The organism is Mesorhizobium sp. M0227 (genome assembly GCF_040321855.1).
GTDB lineage: Bacteria > Pseudomonadota > Alphaproteobacteria > Rhizobiales > Rhizobiaceae > Mesorhizobium.
Map to the genome: position 1 here is coordinate 189,638 of NZ_JAMYSJ010000005.1, position 19,289 is coordinate 208,926.

Annotated in this window: 18 protein-coding genes; 5 read left to right on the forward strand and 13 right to left on the reverse strand. The window is 62.5% G+C overall.

What is annotated here, in order from left to right; translation table 11 throughout:
• Positions 1–31: 31 nt before the first annotated feature.
• The 5 genes from NKJ00_RS09820 to NKJ00_RS09840 all read right to left on the reverse strand — a co-directional run bounded on the left by NKJ00_RS09820 (position 32) and on the right by NKJ00_RS09840 (position 3,003).
• Positions 32–178: a hypothetical protein gene (locus NKJ00_RS09820; protein WP_013529552.1), complete on the reverse strand. Its 147-nt coding sequence runs from the start codon at positions 176–178 to the stop codon at positions 32–34.
• A 25-nt stretch (positions 179–203) separates the two neighbouring features.
• Complete coding sequence (locus NKJ00_RS09825; protein ID WP_013529551.1) at positions 204–458, reverse strand: GlsB/YeaQ/YmgE family stress response membrane protein; 255 nt, start codon at positions 456–458, stop codon at positions 204–206.
• A gap of 110 nt (positions 459–568) precedes the next feature.
• Complete coding sequence (locus NKJ00_RS09830; RefSeq protein ID WP_013529550.1) at positions 569–772, reverse strand: hypothetical protein; 204 nt, start codon at positions 770–772, stop codon at positions 569–571.
• A gap of 100 nt (positions 773–872) precedes the next feature.
• Positions 873–1,493, reverse strand: coding sequence for a ribonuclease D (locus NKJ00_RS09835; protein ID WP_031213535.1), 621 nt, complete (start codon positions 1,491–1,493; stop codon positions 873–875).
• 124 nt (positions 1,494–1,617) lie between these two features.
• A complete protein-coding gene (locus NKJ00_RS09840) occupies positions 1,618–3,003 on the reverse strand; it encodes a M20/M25/M40 family metallo-hydrolase (RefSeq protein ID WP_352610150.1) in 1,386 nt (461 codons plus the stop codon).
• 415 nt (positions 3,004–3,418) lie between these two features.
• On the opposite strand from NKJ00_RS09840, the gene polA reads away from it, so the two are divergent.
• Entirely contained in the window at positions 3,419–6,370 is a 2,952-nt protein-coding gene (gene polA, locus NKJ00_RS09845) for a DNA polymerase I (RefSeq protein ID WP_023812503.1), read from the forward strand.
• Positions 6,371–6,452: 82 nt separating this feature from the next.
• On the opposite strand, the gene NKJ00_RS09850 is transcribed toward polA, so the two are convergent.
• Positions 6,453–6,857, reverse strand: a complete 405-nt coding sequence (locus NKJ00_RS09850; RefSeq protein ID WP_013529546.1) for a Fur family transcriptional regulator — start codon at positions 6,855–6,857, stop codon at positions 6,453–6,455.
• Between the two features lie 245 nt (positions 6,858–7,102).
• On the opposite strand from NKJ00_RS09850, the gene NKJ00_RS09855 reads away from it, so the two are divergent.
• From NKJ00_RS09855 to NKJ00_RS09865, 3 genes are all read left to right on the forward strand, one after another.
• The gene (locus NKJ00_RS09855; protein ID WP_352629569.1) at positions 7,103–9,301 is read left to right on the forward strand and encodes a caspase family protein; all 2,199 of its coding nucleotides are present in this window, start codon (positions 7,103–7,105) and stop codon (positions 9,299–9,301) included.
• A 109-nt stretch (positions 9,302–9,410) separates the two neighbouring features.
• Complete coding sequence (locus NKJ00_RS09860; RefSeq protein WP_352440845.1) at positions 9,411–9,791, forward strand: hypothetical protein; 381 nt, start codon at positions 9,411–9,413, stop codon at positions 9,789–9,791.
• The gene (locus NKJ00_RS09865) at positions 9,788–10,495 is read left to right on the forward strand and encodes a DUF4760 domain-containing protein (RefSeq protein WP_352440844.1); all 708 of its coding nucleotides are present in this window, start codon (positions 9,788–9,790) and stop codon (positions 10,493–10,495) included. The genes NKJ00_RS09860 and NKJ00_RS09865 overlap by 4 nt, the downstream gene beginning before the upstream one ends.
• A gap of 60 nt (positions 10,496–10,555) precedes the next feature.
• Here the strand turns inward: NKJ00_RS09865 and NKJ00_RS09870 are convergent, their stop codons facing one another.
• Positions 10,556–11,650 (reverse strand): trypsin-like serine peptidase, encoded by a 1,095-nt coding sequence (locus NKJ00_RS09870; RefSeq protein ID WP_352610145.1) that lies wholly within the window; start codon positions 11,648–11,650, stop codon positions 10,556–10,558.
• A 397-nt stretch (positions 11,651–12,047) separates the two neighbouring features.
• Between NKJ00_RS09870 and NKJ00_RS09875 the strand changes: the two genes are divergently transcribed.
• Complete coding sequence (locus tag NKJ00_RS09875) at positions 12,048–13,145, forward strand: S1 family serine peptidase (protein WP_352610143.1); 1,098 nt, start codon at positions 12,048–12,050, stop codon at positions 13,143–13,145.
• A 71-nt stretch (positions 13,146–13,216) separates the two neighbouring features.
• On the opposite strand, the gene mgrA is transcribed toward NKJ00_RS09875, so the two are convergent.
• The 6 genes from mgrA to NKJ00_RS09905 form a co-directional block, all read right to left on the reverse strand.
• Positions 13,217–14,263, reverse strand: a complete 1,047-nt coding sequence (mgrA, locus tag NKJ00_RS09880; protein WP_023812497.1) for an L-glyceraldehyde 3-phosphate reductase — start codon at positions 14,261–14,263, stop codon at positions 13,217–13,219.
• A gap of 121 nt (positions 14,264–14,384) precedes the next feature.
• Positions 14,385–15,527, reverse strand: coding sequence for a Gfo/Idh/MocA family protein (locus NKJ00_RS09885; RefSeq protein WP_352610140.1), 1,143 nt, complete (start codon positions 15,525–15,527; stop codon positions 14,385–14,387).
• An 11-nt stretch (positions 15,528–15,538) separates the two neighbouring features.
• Positions 15,539–16,285, reverse strand: a complete 747-nt coding sequence (locus tag NKJ00_RS09890; protein WP_352610137.1) for a sugar phosphate isomerase/epimerase family protein — start codon at positions 16,283–16,285, stop codon at positions 15,539–15,541.
• Between the two features lie 53 nt (positions 16,286–16,338).
• Complete coding sequence (locus NKJ00_RS09895) at positions 16,339–17,436, reverse strand: ABC transporter ATP-binding protein (RefSeq protein ID WP_352610134.1); 1,098 nt, start codon at positions 17,434–17,436, stop codon at positions 16,339–16,341.
• Between the two features lie 5 nt (positions 17,437–17,441).
• Positions 17,442–18,380, reverse strand: a complete 939-nt coding sequence (locus NKJ00_RS09900; protein ID WP_352610131.1) for a carbohydrate ABC transporter permease — start codon at positions 18,378–18,380, stop codon at positions 17,442–17,444.
• A complete protein-coding gene (locus tag NKJ00_RS09905; RefSeq protein WP_352610128.1) occupies positions 18,377–19,264 on the reverse strand; it encodes a carbohydrate ABC transporter permease in 888 nt (295 codons plus the stop codon). Before NKJ00_RS09905 ends, NKJ00_RS09900 begins: the two co-directional genes overlap by 4 nt.
• Between the last annotated feature and the right edge of the window lie 25 nt (positions 19,265–19,289).

Sequence of the window (19,289 nt, forward strand, 5' to 3'; positions counted from 1 at the left end):
CGCGCTCCTGCATCTGCCCCACCGGTGCAGGCTAGTTCTGCTGGATCGAAATGCCCTTGTCGTCGATCTTGAGTTCGACGCCTTTGGGTTTGGTCTGCTCGCGATAGACGTAGATGCCGAGCGCAATGACCACGACGACGAGCGCGCCAATGACGAGATAGAGCGTATTCTGTTTCATGGCGCGCTCTTTGCGTTGTCGAGCCTCAGGCTCTTTTCAGGACCTTGACCAGCACCAGCAGGATGATGGCGCCGATTGTGGCATGGATGATCGCGGCGAGAGTGCCGCCGCCGATGGAAAATCCGATCCTCGGGAACAGCCAGCCAGCGATGAACGCGCCGACGATACCGACAATGATGTTGCCGATCAGACCGAAGCCGAAGCCGGAAACGATAAGACCGGCGAGCCAGCCGGCGATGGCACCGATGATGATGAAGACGAGCAGGCTTTCGACACCCATAGAGAGTTCCTCCGAGCAAGAGGACGACGGCGGAACGGAAAGCTCCGAATCGGCCTCGATATCAACAGCTTCAGGCTATTCGAAAGCGGCCGGCCTCACCAGCGGCGCCATCATTGATCGTCATCGTCGCTTGCGGCAGGGCGCCAACTGGTCGGCTCGACCTTCTTTTGCGTGTGACTGTCGATATAGACCCACCAGCCGTCGTCGCGATATTGCGCGATGGATTCGTTGATGACGCCGTCGCTGTCCTTCCAGGTCACGGAGACCTTGGAGCCATCTGTCGGTGCGGTCGCAATCGGCTTTCTGTCCGCCATGTCATCATCCCCCAATTGCACCGACAAACTGAGCCGACAGAACGCGGCGGCCTGCATCCGGTTCCAAACGCTCACCGGCCGCGGAGCGCGCCGACGACCGTCAGCTATGGGCGAAGATATCCTCTTCGTCCCAGCCCATCAGGTCAAGCTTGGCACGCGTCGGCAGGAAGCGGAAGCAGGCATCGGCTTCCTTGATCCGCCCATCGCGCGCCAGCCGTCCGGCCAGCACATCGCGCAACCGGTGCAGATAGAGCACATCGGAAGCTGCATATTCGAGCTGTTCGGGCGACAGCGTCTCGGCCGCCCAGTCCGACGATTGCTGCGCCTTGGAGAGGCCGACGCCAAGAAGCTCGAAGCAGATGTCCTTCAGCCCGTGGCGGTCGGTGTAGGTGCGGGTCAGCCGCGAGGCGATCTTGGTGCAGAACACCGGCTCGGGCATGACGCCGAACGCATTGTAGAGCACGGCAAGGTCGAAGCGTCCGTAGTGGAACAGCTTGGTTACGCCGCGGTTCCGCAGCAGGCTGACGAGGTTCGGCGCCTTCTTCTGGCCGGGCGCGATCTGGATCACATCGGCCGTGCCGTCGCCAGGCGAAATCTGCACCACGCACAGCCGGTCGCGATGCGGATTGAGCCCCAGCGTTTCGGTGTCGATGGCCACTGCCCCGACATTGTAGTGCGAGAGGTCGGGCAGATCATGCTTGTGGAAACGGATATCGGCCATTGTCTTCTCCGGTCGAGCCTTGCGCGTCCCTTGACCCGCAAGGGACGCTGTAGCGCTTTGTCTTGTGGCCCGTCCTCGCCGCGTTCCGCTGAAAAATCAACTGAAAGTTGATTTTCACGCCGCGTCAGCGGGTCAGCGCATCGAGAATCCGCGCCCAGGAGCGCTGGCCCTTGTGGAAGGAGCTGAGCTCGTATTTCTCGTTGGGCGAGTGGATGCGGTCGTCGTCGAGGCCGAACCCGACCAGCAGCGATTCCATGCCGAGATAGGTCTGGAAGTCGCCGACCACCGGTATCGACCCGCCGCTGCCCGTCGTCACCGCCGGCTTCGGCCATTCGTCGGACAGCGCATCCTTGGCCTTGGCCAGGAAGGGCGAGTCGTAGGAAAGCTGGATTGCCGGCGAGCCGCCATGCGGATGGAATTCGACCGAGCAGTCGGCCGGAATCCGCTCCTTGACGAATTTCTGGAACGCCGCGCGGATTTTCTTGGGATCCTGCTTGTGTACGAGGCGAAACGACACCTTCGCCGAGGCTTCGGCCGCGATCACCGTCTTGAAGCCCTTGCCGGTGTAGCCGCCGATGATGCCGTTGAACTCGGCCGTCGGCCGCGCCCAGGTCAACTCCAGCACGGAGCGGCCCTTTTCGCCCGACGGGATCGACAGGCCGACTGGCCCGAGGAACGTCTCGGCCGTCTCGCCCAGCGTCTCCCAAGATTTCAGGATCTGCGACGGCGTTTCCTCGACGCCGTCATAGAAGCCGGGAATGGTGATGTGACCGTCCTTGTCGTGGATATCGGCCAGCACCTTGGCCAGGATGCGGATCGGGTTGGCGGCGGCACCCCCATAGAGGCCCGAATGTAGGTCGCGATCGGCCGCCTTCACCGTGATCTCCTCACCGACCAGCCCGCGCAGCCCGACGCAGATCGACGGCGTGTCGCGGTCCCACATGCCAGTATCGCAGACCAGCGCGAAATCGGCCTTGAGTTCGTCGGCATTGGCTTCGAGGAACGGCTTCAACGAGGGCGAGCCGGATTCCTCTTCGCCCTCGAACAGGATGGTGATGCGGCAAGGCAAATTGCCGTGCACCTGCTTCCAGGCGCGGCAGGCCTCGACGAAGGTCATCAGCTGGCCCTTGTCGTCGGCCGAGCCGCGTCCGGTGATCACCTTGTGATCCGGGCCGACCTCCTTGACCGCGGGGGCGAACGGGTCGCTTTCCCACAATTCGATCGGATCGACCGGCTGCACGTCATAATGGCCGTAAAACAGCACATGCGGCGAACCGGCCGGGCCATCGTGATGGGCGACCACCATCGGGTGTCCGGGCGTGTCGCGCACACTGGCATCGAAGCCGATCAGCTTGAGCTCCGCCACGAGCCATTCCGCCGCCTTGCGGCAGTCGGCGGCATAGGCCGGATCGGTGGAGATCGACTTGATCCTGAGCAGGCCGAACAGGCGTTCGAGGCTCTGGTCGAGATTCTTGTCGAGACGGTCGAGGACGGGGGAAACTGCGGACATATGTGAAGCCTTTCGATTCAGAACCCGAACCGTAAAGGCAGGACAGCAAAACGAAAAGCCCGCGATCATTGGACCACGGGCTGCAAACGTCTGTCTGGGATAAAAAAGACCGCCGTGGTGGAGGGGGAACCACGGCGGCCTTCTACTCGAAACGATGCGGCAGCCCGGAGAGGGGGGATAGGCTGCCGCAGGTGTCCGGGATAGGCGGGGGACGGGCCTTGCTCCGGACTCGGCGAAAACTGCCGATGACGTGTATTTGGGTCTCTGAACATGGCGATTCAAGGGCACGAAAATTACAGTTTTGTAACATAGGCGTGAGCGGGGTGACGGCGATCTGTCAGGGTGTTGCCGGAACCGATAGTTGAGGCTGCCTTTGGCATGGACCAAGCCGCCGCGCCGCGCTATCCCTGCCGGCATGAAAAAAGGCGATCATCTCTTCCTTGTCGACGGCTCCGGCTACATCTTCCGTGCCTATCACGCGCTGCCGCCGCTGACCCGCAAATCCGACGGCCTGCCGGTGGGCGCCGTTTCCGGCTTCTGCAACATGCTGTGGAAGCTGATGCTCGACGCCCGCAACACCGATGTAGGCATTGTGCCAACGCATTTCGCCGTCATTTTCGACTATTCGTCGAAAACCTTCCGCAACGACCTCTACCCCGAATACAAGGCCAACCGCTCGGCACCGCCGGAAGATTTGATCCCGCAATTCGGCCTGATCCGCCAGGCGACCAGGGCGTTCAACCTGCCCTGCGTCGAGATCGAAGGCTACGAGGCCGACGATCTGATCGCCACCTATGCGAGGCTGGCCTGCGAAGCTGGCGGCGACACCACCATCATCTCCTCCGACAAGGATCTGATGCAGCTGGTCGGCGACACGGTCGCCATGTACGACCCGATGAAGGACCGCCAGATCGGCATTCCGGAAGTCATCGAAAAATGGGGCGTGCCGCCGGAGAAGATGGTCGATCTGCAGGCACTGACCGGCGATTCGGTCGACAATGTGCCTGGTGTGCCCGGCATAGGGCCGAAGACGGCGGCGCAACTGCTCGAACAGTTCGGTGACCTCGACACGCTGCTGGCCCGGGCCGGCGAGATCAAGCAGGACAAGAGGCGCGAATCGATCATCGCCAACGCCGACAAGGCGCGCATTTCGCGTCAGCTGGTGACGCTGATGAACGATGTGCCGGTCGCCGAGGGACTGGACGATTTCGTCCTGCACGCGCCGGACGGCCCGAAGCTGATCGGTTTCTTGAAGACCATGGAATTCACGTCACTGACCCGCCGTGTCGCGGAGGCGACCAGCACCGAGGCCGGCGATGTCCAGGCCGTCGCGGTCACCGTCGAACGCGCCGACCATGCCCATGGCCCGGATGTTGGGGCCGGTTTGCCGCCGGTTGCCCGAAACGCGTCCGGCACTGGATCGGACGAAGCCGGCGGGACGGCGGAGACGTCAAAACAAGGCGATACCCCTTCCCTGCTCGCGGCACTAAGGCTGGAGCGCGCGGCCACCGGCAAGATCGACACTTCGGCCTATCACTGCATCCGCGATATCTCGGCCCTGAAAGCCTGGGTCGCCGAGGCGCGAGAGGCCGGCATCACCGCCTTCGATGTCAGGGCAACATCGGCTGATCCGATGCAGGCCGAACTGATCGGCATGGCCATCGCCACAGCGCCCGGCCGCGCCGCCTACATTCCTTTTGCCCACATGAGCGGCAATGGCGACCTGCTCGGTGGTGGCGCGCTCGAAAACCAGATTCCGCTGCGCGAGGCGCTGGCCGTGCTGAAACCGCTGCTCGAAGACAGATCGGTTCTCAAGATCGCGCAGAACCTGAAATACGATCTTGTCATCATGAGCCGCTACGGCATCGATGTCGCACCGTTCGACGACACCATGCTGATCTCCTACGTGCTCGATGCCGGCACGCCCCATGGTCACGGCCTGGACTCGCTAGCCGAGAAATGGCTGGGTCATACCCCTCTCCTGCTCAAGGACGTCACCGGCTCCGGCAAAAGCTCCGTCGGTTTCGATCAGGTCGACATCGACAAGGCGACCGCTCATGCCGCCGAAGACGCCGATATGACGCTGCGGCTCTGGCTGGTGCTGAAACCGCGGCTTGCCGCCAAAGGCCTAGTGTCGGTCTATGAGCGGCTGGAGCGGCCGCTGGTGCCGGTGCTGGCGCGCATGGAACAGCGCGGCATCTCGGTCGACCGGCAGATCCTGTCGCGGCTCTCCGGCGAACTGGCGCAGGGCGCCGCTCGCCTCGAAGAGGAGATCTACCAGCTCATCGGCGAACGCATCAACATCGGCTCGCCAAAGCAGCTCGGCGACATCCTGTTCGGGCGCATGGGCCTGCCCGGCGGTTCGAAGACCAAGACCGGCCAGTGGTCGACCTCGGCGCAGCTTCTTGAAGATCTCGCCGCGGAAGGCCACGAACTGCCGCGCAAGATCGTCGACTGGCGCCAGCTGACCAAGCTGAAATCGACCTATACCGATGCGCTGCCGGGCTTCATCCACCCCGACACCAAGCGCGTCCACACCTCCTACGCGCTGGCGGCGACGACGACGGGCCGGCTGTCGTCCTCCGATCCGAACCTGCAGAACATCCCGGTGCGCACCGCCGAAGGCCGCAAGATCAGGACCGCCTTCATCACCGACAAGAGCCATCGGCTGGTCTCGGCCGACTACAGCCAGATCGAACTGCGGGTGCTCGCCCATGTCGCCGAGATCCCGCAATTGCGGCAGGCTTTCGCCGACGGCGCCGATATCCACGCCATCACCGCGTCTGAGATGTTCAACGTGCCGGTCGAGGGCATGCCTTCGGAAGTCCGTCGCCGCGCCAAGGCGATCAATTTCGGCATCATCTACGGCATTTCGGCCTTTGGTCTCGCCAACCAGCTGTCGATCCCGCGCGAGGAGGCCGGCAACTACATCAAGAAATATTTCGAGCGCTTCCCCGGCATCCGCGATTACATCGAGGAGACCAAGGCCTATGCCCGCGAGCATGGCTTTGTCGAAACGATCTTCGGCCGTCGCATCCATTACCCCGACATAAGATCGTCCAACCCCTCGCTTCGCGCCTTCAACGAACGCGCCTCGATCAACGCCCGCCTGCAAGGCACCGCCGCCGATATCATCCGCCGTGCCATGATCCGCATGGAGGAGGCGCTGGAAAAAGCAGGGCTTTCCGCACGCATGCTGCTGCAGGTGCATGACGAACTGATTTTCGAGACCGTCGAGGCGGAAGTCGAGGCGACGATCCCGGTCGTGCGTCACGTCATGGAAAACGCGGCGATGCCAGCGGTATCGATGTCGGTGCCGCTGCATGTCGATGCGCGCGCCGCCAACAACTGGGACGAGGCGCATTGACGCTCCGCCTCTTCGTCATCCTAGGGCGAAGCAAGGAGCGAAGCGACGCGGCGTAGACCCTAGGATGACGAAGCGATGGGCCTCAAGCCGCTTCGGCCAGGCACTTGGCACACGTCCCGCGAAACTCGATCACCGCCTTCTTGGCGGCGAAGCCTGTCGAGCGCACCCATTCGTCCAAGCTGTGGCCGACATCGTGGTCGGACATTTCGGTCACCTGCCCACATGTGTCGCATATCGCGAAGGCGGTCATCGAATGGCTGTGGTCGTGCGGCTCGGCGCAGGCGACGAAAGAATTGATGCTTTCGAGCCGGTGCACGAAACCTGACTTCACCAGCGTGTCGAGCGCTCGATAGACCTGCAGAGGCGCGCGAAAACCGCGCTCGCGCAGTTGGTCGAGCAAGGTATAGGCACTGAGCGGTCCGCTGGCGGTCTCGAGTTTCTCGAGCACGCACAGCTGGTTCTTCGTCAGCACATCCCTTGCCGCCATGATCCTGTTTCCAACTCGCCTTCCGTCGCTTGCGCCGCGCACAAACTATCCATGTACCCATCCAGATAGCGACGAACAGGCATTTTTGCTACTGTTTCCAGCATTCTGCCCGCAAGGCGGTCGAGAACATCGATCGGAGCGGGGCAACAGGCAGGTTGCTCTGCGATGTAACGTTCAAAATACTGACAATATCTTCAGCGAGGATTGCCGCGCTTGGAATTTCGGTCGGGCTTGGGGAAGCAATCATGATCAAATTGACGCGGCGGACGCTGCTGGTCGGCACGTCCGCTTTGACCATGGCCGGCATGGTGTCGTTCCGGACCATGGCCGCATCGCGCACCTATCATGCGCTGCTGGTCGCCTGCACCGAATATCCCAACCTTCCGCAGAGGAATTGGCTGGTCGGGCCGAAGAACGATGCAGCCCTCGTCCGCGACTATCTCCTGAAGAATGTGCCCGACCCGGTGCGGTTCGCGCCGGAGAACGTCACGCTGCTCGCCAAGGATGTCCCCGGCGCCAGTGGCCTGCCGACCCATGCGGCCATCAAGGCCGCATTGGCCGACCTTGCCGCCAAGGTTCAGCGCGACGATTTCGTCTATCTGCATCTGTCCGGTCACGGCGCCCAGCAGCCGCAGATGGTCAAGGGCGACGAAACCGACGGGCTCGACGAGATCTTCCTGCCCGTCGATATCGGCAAATGGATCAACCGCGATGCCGGCGTGCCCAATGCGCTGATCGACAACGAGATCGGCGCGGCACTCGACGCCATTCGCGACAAGGGCGCTTTCGTCTGGGTCGTGTTCGACTGCTGCCATTCCGGCACCGCGACACGCGCCGTCGAGGTCGATGACGAGTTGGAGCGCAAGGTCGAGTTCGCCGACCTGGTCGGCGGCAACGAGGCCGAGCGGGCTGCCGCGATCAAGGCCTATGACGAGGTGATTTCGGTCGCCGGCTCGCGCGGCGTCGACGACAATGGCACGCGCAAGCCCGCCTTCACCCTGACGCCGACCGGTGGCGAACCGATCACCAAGGGCAAACTGGTCGCCTTCTATGCCGCGCAGACGGTGGAGACGACACCGGAAATGCCGCTGCCCAAGGGCATCGCGGATGCGCCGCGGTTCGGCCTGTTCACCTTCACCATCCTGTCGAAACTGGCCGAGAATCCCAACGTCACCTATCGCCAGCTCGGCCAGGCCGTGCTGCAGCAATATTCGGCCGACAGCCGCACCCGGCCGACACCGCTGTTCGAGGGCGAACTGGATGCGCGGGTGTTCGGCACCGACAAGACCGACGCGGTCATGCAGTGGCCTGTCGTCATCAAGGACGGCGAAGCGACGATCGGCGCCGGCCTGCTGCACCGCCTCACCCCCGGCAGCAAGCTCGCCATCCTGCCGTCGGCGCTATCGCCGCTGTCCGACGCTGTCGGATTTTTGGAAGTGCAGTCGGCAAAAAACCTGGAAAGCCGCGTCAAGCCGGTCGAGTTCGACAAGAAGCCGGCGCTCAAAGTCGCCGACATTCCCGCCAACGCCTATGGGCGGGTGGCGGAGATCGCCGTCGACTACAAGCTCGTCTTGGCGCGGCCGGCCGCGGCCAAGGGACTTGAGAAGGAAACCGCTCTGGTCAATGCGGTTCTCGACGAACTGGCCACAGCCAGGGAGACCGGCTTCAACATCGAGCTGGTCGAGCCCGGCAAGAGCGCCGACCTCCGCCTCGGGGTGATGCGCGAGAATGCCGTTCCCGGCGCCGCCAAGGATGCGACCGCTAAGCCGGCGCTGTGGTTCCTGCCGGCGTCGGGCGACGTGACCTTGAAGGAGGGCGGCAAACCGCCGCTGATCATCATTCACGACCGCCAGAAACTGGCCGATGCAACGACCAGGAACCTGCGCACCATCTTCCGCGCCACCGGGCTTTCGCGGCTGGCGGCGGCCTCGGACTACAGGCCCGAGGACGTCGACGTCCAGTTCCAGGTCAAACGTCGCGACAAGGATGGCCTCGAACCGCTGCAGGCTTCGGTTGTGCCGCGCGTCTCGCCGGGCGACGAAGTGCATGTGCTGGCCAGGAACGGCTCGGATCTGCTGGTCGACATCAACGTGCTCTATGTCGGCAGCGACTATTCGATCACCCATATCGTTGCCGAACGCCTCGCCCCGCAAGCCATACTCGAAGAGGGGCTGCTGGCCTTCACCGACACCAGCTTCGGCATGGAACGGATGATCGCGGTTTTGACCGAGGCGCCGCCGGAGAGCGAGAAGCAGGATCTGAGCTTCCTGGCACAGGACGGCGTCGCCTCGGCGACACGCGGAATGGGCTCCGCCGGCTTCTCCGACATGCTGACCGATCTCGGCATGGCGCCGGCAACCCGCTCGGTGATGCGGCTTGCCGACAAGAGCGGCCCGAAAGGCGCGGTAATGATCTTCCCGCTGGAGACGGTGCCGCGCGCCTGAGCGGATGCCGGCGCGCAGGGCTCTGCGGCGGCTCTTGCGCGATCGGCGCGATATGAGAACATTCCCGGCCGCTGACGCATGACGGCGGATGAAATGGATAGGATCGATTGTGAAGAATTCTGTGTTTTCCTGGCGTGGAACGGTAGTCGGCCTTGCCGGCGGCCTGTTGCTGATCGCCAACGCGTCGGCGGACGAGGCCTGCGGCCTATGCGTCAAGCAGATCGTCACCAACTCGGAACTGGCGACATGTTTTCTCGATCAGTACGACCAGTTCGCCAAAAGCGGCAGCGACGCGGTTGTCGTCGATCTCAGCAACTGCGCCTCGCGTGGCGTCGTCGAAGCCTTGCCGTCCCCGAACAAGGGGGCGGCGGAGCCTGACGTACAGTTCATGATTTCGCGCCTGCAGTTGCAATGCCTGAAAAAGAAGCTGGAGACGCCGGGCATTGTGCTTGATCCCTCCGCCACCATTGAACTGGACAGCTGCGGATGAAGAAGCCGACGGGCAACACCAGGCAGACAGCAATGACCGCACCCGCAAAAGCGCAGGCCGGCAAACCGGCCCTGCAGGAAACCACCGAGGGTTTCCCGTGGCCAAGCAGCCACGAGATCAAGAAGGAGAGCAACCCCTTCACAGACCGCGATTGGCGCATGCTGGTCTATGCCTGGTCGGGCATGGCCGTGCGTCTCGCCATCATCTTCACCTTGATGTTCTCGGTCTACCAGTTCCTGGCCAACCAAGAGCAGAAGCGCGTCGAGCAGACCATGTCGCTTGTCGAGCTCTGGGAAAACAAGGACTACCAGCAGGCGCAGCGTGCCCTGAAGGATCGTCTGACGGCGCTCAACGCCAAATATGACAATCTGCTCAGCGCCAACCCCTCGCCGACCGAGGAGCAGGTGTTCCGGCAACGCATCGGCATCGAGGCGATGACCGCCTCCGGCGGCGACATGCCGCTCGCCGACTTCAGCGAGAATTTCGATCGCATCGTCTATTTCCTCAACCGGCTGTCCTTCTGCATCGACGGCGATTTGTGTTCGCGCAAAGTGACCGATGCTTATTTCCGTGACTATGCCGTCTCTTTCTGGAGCTATTTTGCCGGCTACATAGATAAGCAGCGCAAGGCGGGTTCTCCCACTTTCGCTTCGGCAATCGAGAGCTACGTGCGCAACGGCACGCCTGCAGCCGAAGCCAAATAGCGGCGCGAAAAAGGCGGCGGGATTGCTCCGCCGCCTTTTTCCACCGCGAAGGCGCAGTGATTACTTATACAGGCTGTTGATCCACTGGACATTGGCGGCGTTCAGGCGCACGGCGGTGTTCGCGTCGGGGCTTTCCGCCACGTTGACACCGGTGACGATGCGCTGCTTGGCCTTGTTGTCGTAGGCATAGACCGAGCTGCCGCTCGACCCTGGGAACGTATCGCAGTCGTACTGGAAATATTCCGGCGCGATGTTTTCGGCGTGCACTTCGCAGTTTGCCTTCCACATCGTGCCCATCGGCTTGTCGCCGGGATAGCCGACGAGATTGGCGGTGAAGTCGCCGAGATCGTCATAGTTCGCATAGCCCAGCCAGCCGAGATTGGTGCCGACATCCTGCTTCAGCGTGACGATGCCGAGATCCCACAGCAGGACCGAACCATAATAACCCTGGTAGTTGTCGATGAAGCCTTGCAGCACATAGGCGCTTTCGAAGGCGAAGGCGCCGAACGGTGCGTCGTCGGCCGTGCTGCCGTTAAGGCCCGGCACGAACAGGTAGTCGGAGAGCCAATCCTTGTCCTCATGACTGTAGAGGCAGTGCGCGGCGGTGAGTACGGTTCGCGGACCGATCAGCGTTGCCGAACAGCTGCCGAAGCTGCCCGTCTTCGGCGATTTGGCTTCGAGATAGCCTATTGCCGAGAACGGATAGGTCTTGGTGTTCTTGACCTGCTCGCGATCGTCGGTGCCGAAAACCTGACGGCCGGCTTCGCCTTCGCCGAGGTCCGGATCCTCGGTCTTGCGCTCGGCCCCGTCTTTTCCAGTGGCCGGAGCGTTCAGTTCCTTGATGATAAGCTCCCGCAGCGCTTGGCTCGGCTCGATCTTGATCTCCTTGCCATCGGCGGACCGTCCGACGATGCCGTAGGATTTGACAGCCGTTGCCTCGTCGGCAAGCGGCGCGGCGCGGCTGTCTTCGTCGGTCAGCTTCGGTGGCGGGATTGGCTTTGCCCGCCCGGGCTTGTAGTCGCCTGAAGTCACGTCGCGCGCGCTTTCGCCATTGCCGGTACTGGCGGAACCAGGATCGGCGGCGAAAGCCGGAACCGTCCACATTGCGGTGGAAAGCAATGCGGACGCAACAAGTGCGTTTGTCAGTTTTGTCATGGTGAGACTCTCCCAAAAGTCAGCAAGGACTGGATCAAGATACAGAAATATTGTCGAGATCGTGGTGAGGCCAAAAAAGGAGTTTTTGATTACCGGTGCCTGACCTGATCATTACCCCTACAGTCTGTCGAGGTCCCGCCAGAGGCACTCGCGCGGATATATTGCCTAAATTAATACAACATTGGAATGACAAATCGCTTCCACATAGCCCGTGGGGGGCTATAGGATTTTGAGCGAGGTCTGCACAGGAACGCGATCCGCGAAGCGGTGCCCGACTTGGTGTTCCTGCCGTGCCGCAACAACTGTGCTGCGCGGTCTGATCCCCAGGCTGAGGCTTGTTTCGTTGATCATGTGCCGGGGCTGGTCCGCTCGGGTACATGTCTCAGGAGGGCTTCAGGTGAACATCATCCATCGGTTCAGGCCGATCGCCGCCGCATCGCTGCTCGGCATCGCGGCCGTCCTTGCGGCAGCCAATTTCACCCAGGCCGACGAAGCGGTCGCCCGACCGGAGGCAGCGGTCTCGCCAATGAAGCGCGTGACGGAAGCCAGGGCGAAAGCAGCGGCGGAGAACCCCGACGCGGCCGACCGCGTCTATGGCGGCAACCAGGCCGAAAAGGGAGCCTACCCGTTCCAGGTCGCGCTGCTCACCACCGACAGGCTGGACGAGAATCCGGCATCGCAGGCCAACGCCCAATTCTGCGGCGGCAGCCTGATCGCGCCGCAATGGGTGCTGACGGCAGCACACTGCCTCAACGACAAGGGCCAGCCGGTTTCGCCCGAGAGCGTCACCGTGCTGACCGGTGCAACCGATCTCAGCGAAGGCAAGCGCCACAAGGTGGTGGAGGTCATCGTCAACGAAGGCTACAGCGAGCAGACCCTCGACAACGACCTCGGGCTGCTTCGGCTTGCCGAACCGGCCGACGCTCCGACCATCAAGGTCGCCCAGGACGCAACGCCCGAGACCGGCAAGACGACGGTCACCGGCTGGGGCAAGATGCAGGACGGCACCTTTCCGACCACGCTGATGGTCGCCGACCTCGACCTGCAGCCGAACCAGGCCTGCAACAGCGCCATCAAGGCCATCTATGCACATGATCTGAAGGCAGCACTTGGCGATTTGTCGCGCCGTATGCGCTATTCGAAAAAAGGCATCGACGCGGCCGCCAATGCGATCGCCGCCGACATGACCGACCCGCTGACCGGCAACATGATCTGCGCCGGCACCACCAGCGGCGTGCGCGATGCCTGCAATGGCGACAGCGGCGGCCCGTTGTTCATGACCGGCACCGGCGGGCCGGTCCAAATCGGCGTCGTCAGCTGGGGCGAAGGCCCGGCTGACGGCAGTGCTGCCTGCGGCCACAAGGACGCCTACGGCATCTACACGCGGCTGGTCAACTACACCGGCTGGATCGAGGCGAAGATGAAAAGCTCTGCTCCGGCGCCTGCCAAACCCAAGGCGGGACTCGGCACGGCGCAGAAGCCGAAAACGCCCTGAACCGCGGCCATTTGGCTTCCCATGAAAAACGGCGGGAGTGCCGCCGCTCTTATTTTGCCGGCTCGAGTGGTCTATTTTCGCGGCGGGCCTTTGCGCTCGGCCGAAGCTGCCCACAGATTGATATCGGACTCCCGGGCGTAGGTATCGATCTCGGCGAGTTCGGCATCGCTGAAGTCGAGCACCTTGAGCGCGCCGACGCAGTCCTCGACCTGCTCCGGCCGGCTGGCACCGATCAGCGCCGAGGTCACCCTGCCCTTGCGCAGCACCCAGGCCAGCGCCATCTGCGCCAGCGTCTGCCCACGCTTGCTGGCGATGGCGTCGAGCGCCTTGATGTTGGCGATGGTCTTGTCGTTGATGAAGGCTGTCTTCAGCGACTTGCCCTGGGAAGCACGGCTGCCGTCCGGAATGCCGCCGAGATACTTGTTGGTCAGCATGCCTTGCGCCAGCGGCGAGAACACGATGGAGCCGACACCGAGCCCTTCGAGCGTGTCGAGCAGGCCGTCTTCCTCCACCCAGCGGTTCAGCATCGAATAGCTCGGCTGGTGGATGACGCAAGGCGTGCCAAGCTGCTTCAAGATATCGGCGGCCTCGCGCGTGCGCTGCGAATTGTAGGACGAGATGCCGGCATAGAGCGCCTTGCCCGAGCGCACCGCATGGTCGAGCGCACCCATCGTTTCTTCCAGCGGCGTGTCGGGGTCGAAACGGTGCGAATAGAAGATATCGACATAGTCGAGCCCCATGCGTTTCAGGCTCTGGTCGAGGCTGGCCAGAATGTATTTGCGCCCGCCCCATTCGCCGTAGGGGCCGGCCCACATTTCGTAGCCGGCCTTCGTCGAGATGATCAGTTCGTCGCGGTAGGCGGCGAAGTCGGTGCGCAGGATTTCGCCGAAAGCGGTCTCGGCAGAACCGGGCGGCGGACCGTAATTGTTGGCGAGGTCGAAATGCGTGATGCCGAGGTCGAAGGCCTTGCGCGCGATCGCCTGCTTGGTCTTGTGCGGCGTGTCGTTGCCGAAATTATGCCACAACCCCAGCGAGATTGCCGGCAGCTTCAGGCCGGAGCGGCCACAGCGGTTGTAGATCATCTTTTCATAGCGGTTTTCGGCAGGCGTGTAGGGCATCGGAAAATCCTCAAATGAAAACGAGCCGGTCGGCTGCATCGCGACAACGCGGCGAGTTGGCTCTGCCCCTCACCCTTACCCTCTCTCCGTCGAAACGGGGAGAGGGTTGAGGTGTGCTGCCCTATTTCTTCTTCGCCAAAAGCGCCTTGGCTTCCTTGACGCCAAGTGCCGCCGGCCGTTCGCAGGTGGTCTGCATGGCGACGAACTTGCCGGTTTCGCCGGAGCGCAACAGGCCGGTCATCACGTCGACGGCGTGCAGCGCCAGTTCCATGGAACAGCGATGCGGCCGGCCTTCCGCGATCGCCACCGCCATGTCGGCGAGGCCCGATGTGCGGTAGTTGGCCATCATGCCTTGCGAATGCATCTCGTTGGGCACGCCGAACGGATGCGGCCAGTTCGGCAGCTTCTTGACCGGCTTGGCCGCGTCGGTGAAGCGAACGTCACCACCGAAGAAGTTCGGGTCCGGCACGAACACCGTACCCGCCTCGCCATAGAGTTCCATCGGCGCGTGGCCGTGGGCCCAGACGTCCCAGCTGGTGTTGAGCGTGATAACGGCGCCGTTCTCGAACTCCAGCAGCCCATGGATGGTCGTCGGCGTGTTGACCGGTATCTTTTCACCCGCGCGCGGCTTTGAACTGATCGTCCGCTCCTTGGCCGGCGTCGTCGCGAAGGCCGCGACCTGTTTCACCGGTCCGATCAGCTGGATCAGATTGGTGATGTAGTAAGGCCCGATATCGAGCACGGGACCGGCGCCCGGCTGGAAGAAGAAATCCGGATTGGGGTGCCAATGCTCCATGCCGTGGCCCATGACATGACAGGTACCACTCGTGACCTTGCCAAGCTTGCCGGTGTCGATCAGGTTGCGCACCAGCTGGTGCGCGCCGCCGAGGAAAGTGTCTGGCGCCGAGCCGATCCGAAGACCCTTTTTCTGCGCCCGCTTCTTAAGGTCGAGCCCTTCCTTGACCGACAGCACGAACGGTTTTTCCGAATAAACGTGCTTGCCGGCGTCGAGTATCTGCTTCGACACCTCATAATGCACCGCCGGGATGGTCAGGTTGACGATGATGTCGATGTCGTCGGCCCTGAGCAGGTCTTCGACGGTCTCGGCGCGCAGCTTGAACTCCTTCGCCCGAGCCCTGGCCGCCTCCATGTTGATGTCGGCGCAGGCACGCATCTCGATGCCGCGAAACAGCGGCGCCAGCGAAAAATACGCTTTCGAGATGTTGCCGCAGCCGATGACGCCGATGCCAAGTTTCTTTGCCATGCTGATTGCTCCTAATAGGTTTTGGCGGCTGCGATGGAGCGGCGGGCGAAACGCTCGATGTCGTTGGGGTTGTCCTGTTCCATGACGTAGTATTGGGCAGCACTCTTGGCACGCAGCACCTTGACCAGGCCGGCCCAGTCGATGGTGCCATGGCCGACATCCGACCAGCCATCCTCATCCAGCCCCTCGCCGGGCTTGGCCATGTCCTTGACGTGGACGGCGCTGATGCGCTTGCCGTGTTTTTCGATCCACGACAACGGATCATCGCCGCCGCGCACCACCCAGGCAACGTCCATCTCCCAGCTGACATCGGGCGCGGATGACAGGATGTGGTCCTGCGGCACCGATCCGTCGGCAAGTTTCTTGAACTCGAAATCATGGTTGTGCCAGGCAAAGCCGTAGCCGGCCTTTTTCGCGGCGTCGCCGACCTTGGCCAGGCGTTCGCCGAAGCCGCGCCAGCCGGCGGCGTCGGATGGCCGCTGGTCGGGCATCAGGAAAGGGCAGATGAGCAGCGTGATACCGAGTGCGTCGGCGGTTCTGCGCACGCCGTCGAAATCGTTCTCGAGAGCGTCGATCGAGAAATGCCCAGTCGGCATGGCAAGCCCGTTCTTGTCGAGCTCGGCACGGAAAGCCTCGGGATCATCATAGACGCCGCCAAAACCTTCGACCTGAGCGTAGCCGAGCTTGCCGAGCGTGGCGAGCACACCGTCCCAGGGTTGGAAATTGCGGGCGCTGTAAAGTTGGAATGACCAATTCATCGTCTCTGTCCGTTTCGCTTGGGGATTGTCGTTGGAAGGTTGGTTCTCGGAAGCTAGATGCGTGTGCCGGTTGCCGTGTCGAAAAGCGAGGCGCGCATCGGATCGAAGCCAAGCGTCACCGCCTCGTCGTTCTTGGGCGTGCGTTCCGAGGTCACCCGGACGCTGAAATTCTGCTGGGCAAGCATCAGCCAGACCAGCGTGTCGGAGCCCATGGGCTCGACCACCTCGACATTGGCGGCTATCGAGAACGGCCAGCCGGTGCCACTGTTCAGACTGACATGCTCGGGCCTGATACCGAATGTGACGGGGCCTGGAGCCGGAGGCTTGGCAAAGTCGTAAGTGCCGAGCGGGATCTTGATATCCTCGGCCGCGAACCGCCAGCCGCCGTCCGCGTCTTCCAGACGGCCATCGACGAAGTTCATTGCGGGCGAGCCGAGGAAGCCGGCGACGAAGCGGTTGACCGGACGGTTGTAGATGGTCTGCGGCGCATCGAGCTGCTGGATGACGCCGCCCTTCATCACCGCGATACGGTCGGCCAGCGTCATCGCCTCGATCTGGTCGTGGGTGACGTAGATCATGGTGTTCTGCAGCTTGCGATGCAGCAGCTTGATCTCGACGCGCAGTTCGGCGCGCAGCTTGGCATCGAGATTGGACAGCGGCTCGTCGAACAGGAACACGTCGACATCGCGCACCAGCGCCCGTCCGATGGCGACGCGCTGGCGCTGGCCGCCGGAAAGTGCGGCCGGCTTACGCTGCAGCAGCGGCTCGATCTGCAGGATTTCAGCCGCCCGCGCGATCCGCTTGGCGATCTCTTCTCTTGGCGTGCCGGCGACACGCAGCCCAAAGGACAGGTTCTTTTCCACCGTCATTTGCGGATAGAGCGCATAGGACTGGAACACCATGCCGATGCCGCGGTCCTTGGGCTCTTCCCAGGTGACGTTCTTGCCCTTGATGAAGATGCGGCCTTCGGAGACATCGAGCAGGCCGGCAATGCAGTTGAGCAAGGTCGACTTGCCGCAGCCGGACGGCCCGAGCAGCACGATGAACTCGCCATCGGCGACATCGAGATTGAGCGTCTCCAGGACGGTCACCGCGCCGAAATTCAGCGACAGGTCCTGGATCGAAACGCTGGTATCGTTGGCTGCCGTCATCGCCATCACCCCTTCACCGCGCCGGCGGCGATGCCGCGTACGAAAAGCTTGCCGGAAATGAAGTAGACGATCAGCGGCACTAGCCCGGTCAGGATGGTTGCGGCCATGTTGACGTTGTACTCCTTCACGCCTTGTACCGAATTGACGATGTTGTTGAGCTGCACCGTCATCGGATAGGTGTCGGGGCGGGTGTAGACGACGCCGAACAGGAAGTCGTTCCAGATGCCGGTCACCTGCAGGATGATGGCGACGACGAAGATCGGCAGCGACATCGGCAGCATGATGCGCAGGAAGATGCCCCAGAAGCCGGCGCCGTCGACGCGTGCCGCCCGGAACAGCTCTTCCGGCATCGAGGCGAAATAATTGCGGAACAGCAGCGTCAGGATCGGCATGCCGAAAATGGAATGGACGATCACCAGCCCGCTGAGGCTGCCGTAGAGGCCGATTTCGCGCAGGATGATGACGATCGGATAGATCATCACCTGGTAGGGAATGAAGGCGCCGACGATCAGGATGATGAAGAACGTATCGGCGCCCTTGAAGCGCCAATTGGCCAGTGCATAACCATTCACCGAGGCGATGGCGATCGACAGCAGCACCGACGGCACGGTGATCCGCACCGAATTCCAGAAACCGCGCGAGAGCCCGTCGCAGTTAAGGCCGGTGCAGGCCGTTGACCACGCCTTGACCCACGGCTCGAAGGTGATCTCGAGCGGCGGTGAGAAGATGTTGCCGAGCCGGATCTCCGGCATGCCCTTGAGCGAGGTGACGACCATGACATAGAGCGGCAAGAGGTAGTAGACCGCCATGACGAACAATGTGCCGTAGAGGAAGACGTTGCGGCGCGAAATCATGCGGCGCGGCTTTGGACCGTAGGGCCCGGCGATGTCCTGGCGCGCGCCGGCGGCAGTGCTTGCTTGAGCGGTGATGTCTGCAATGCTCATTTGCGTCGCCCGAACTCGAGATAGGCCCAAGGCACGATGACGATCACCACCGAGAGCAGCATCATGGTCGAGGCGGCAAAACCCTGGCCGAGGTTCTGGGCGAAGAACATATAGTCGTAGACGTACTTGGCCGGCACTTCGGAGGCGATGCCCGGGCCGCCGCTGGTCTGGGCCACGACCAGGTCATAGACCTTGACGATGCCGGAAGCGATGATGACGAGCGTGGTGATGAAGACCGGCCGCATCATCGGGATGACGATGAACAGATAGGTCTTCCACATCGGGATCCCATCCACGCGCGCCGCCTTCCAGATGTCTTCGTCGATACCGCGCAGGCCGGCCAGCATCAGGCACATGATGAGCCCGGTGCCTTGCCACAGCGCAGCGATCGATATGCCGTAGATGACGATGCTGGAATTGTAGAGCGGGTCGAAGCTGAAGCTCGTCCAGCCGAAGTCCCGCACGACATGCTGGATGCCGAAATCCGGATTGAGCAACCACTGCCAGACCAGGCCGGTGACGATGAAGGAGAGCGCGAAAGGATAGAGGAAGATGGTGCGGAACGTGTCCTCGAAGCGGATCTTCTGATCGAGCAGCGCGGCAAGCAGAAAACCGATGACCAGCGAGAACACCAGCGAGATCGCGCCGTAGATCAACAGGTTCTCGATCGAGATCAGCCAGCGCGGCGCCGCCCACAGGCGGTAATACTGGTCGAGCCCGACGAAATTCAGGCGCGGCAGGAGCTTCGAATTGGTGAAGGAATAGAGCACCGTCCAAACGGTGCCGCCGACGAAAACCACCATGGCGGTGAGGATCATCGGGATCGAGGCGAGCTTCGCATTGAGGTTGCGGAACAGAAGGTTGGGGCGTTCGCTCTTGCTCATCTCGTCAGCCGGCTGGGTAAGGGCG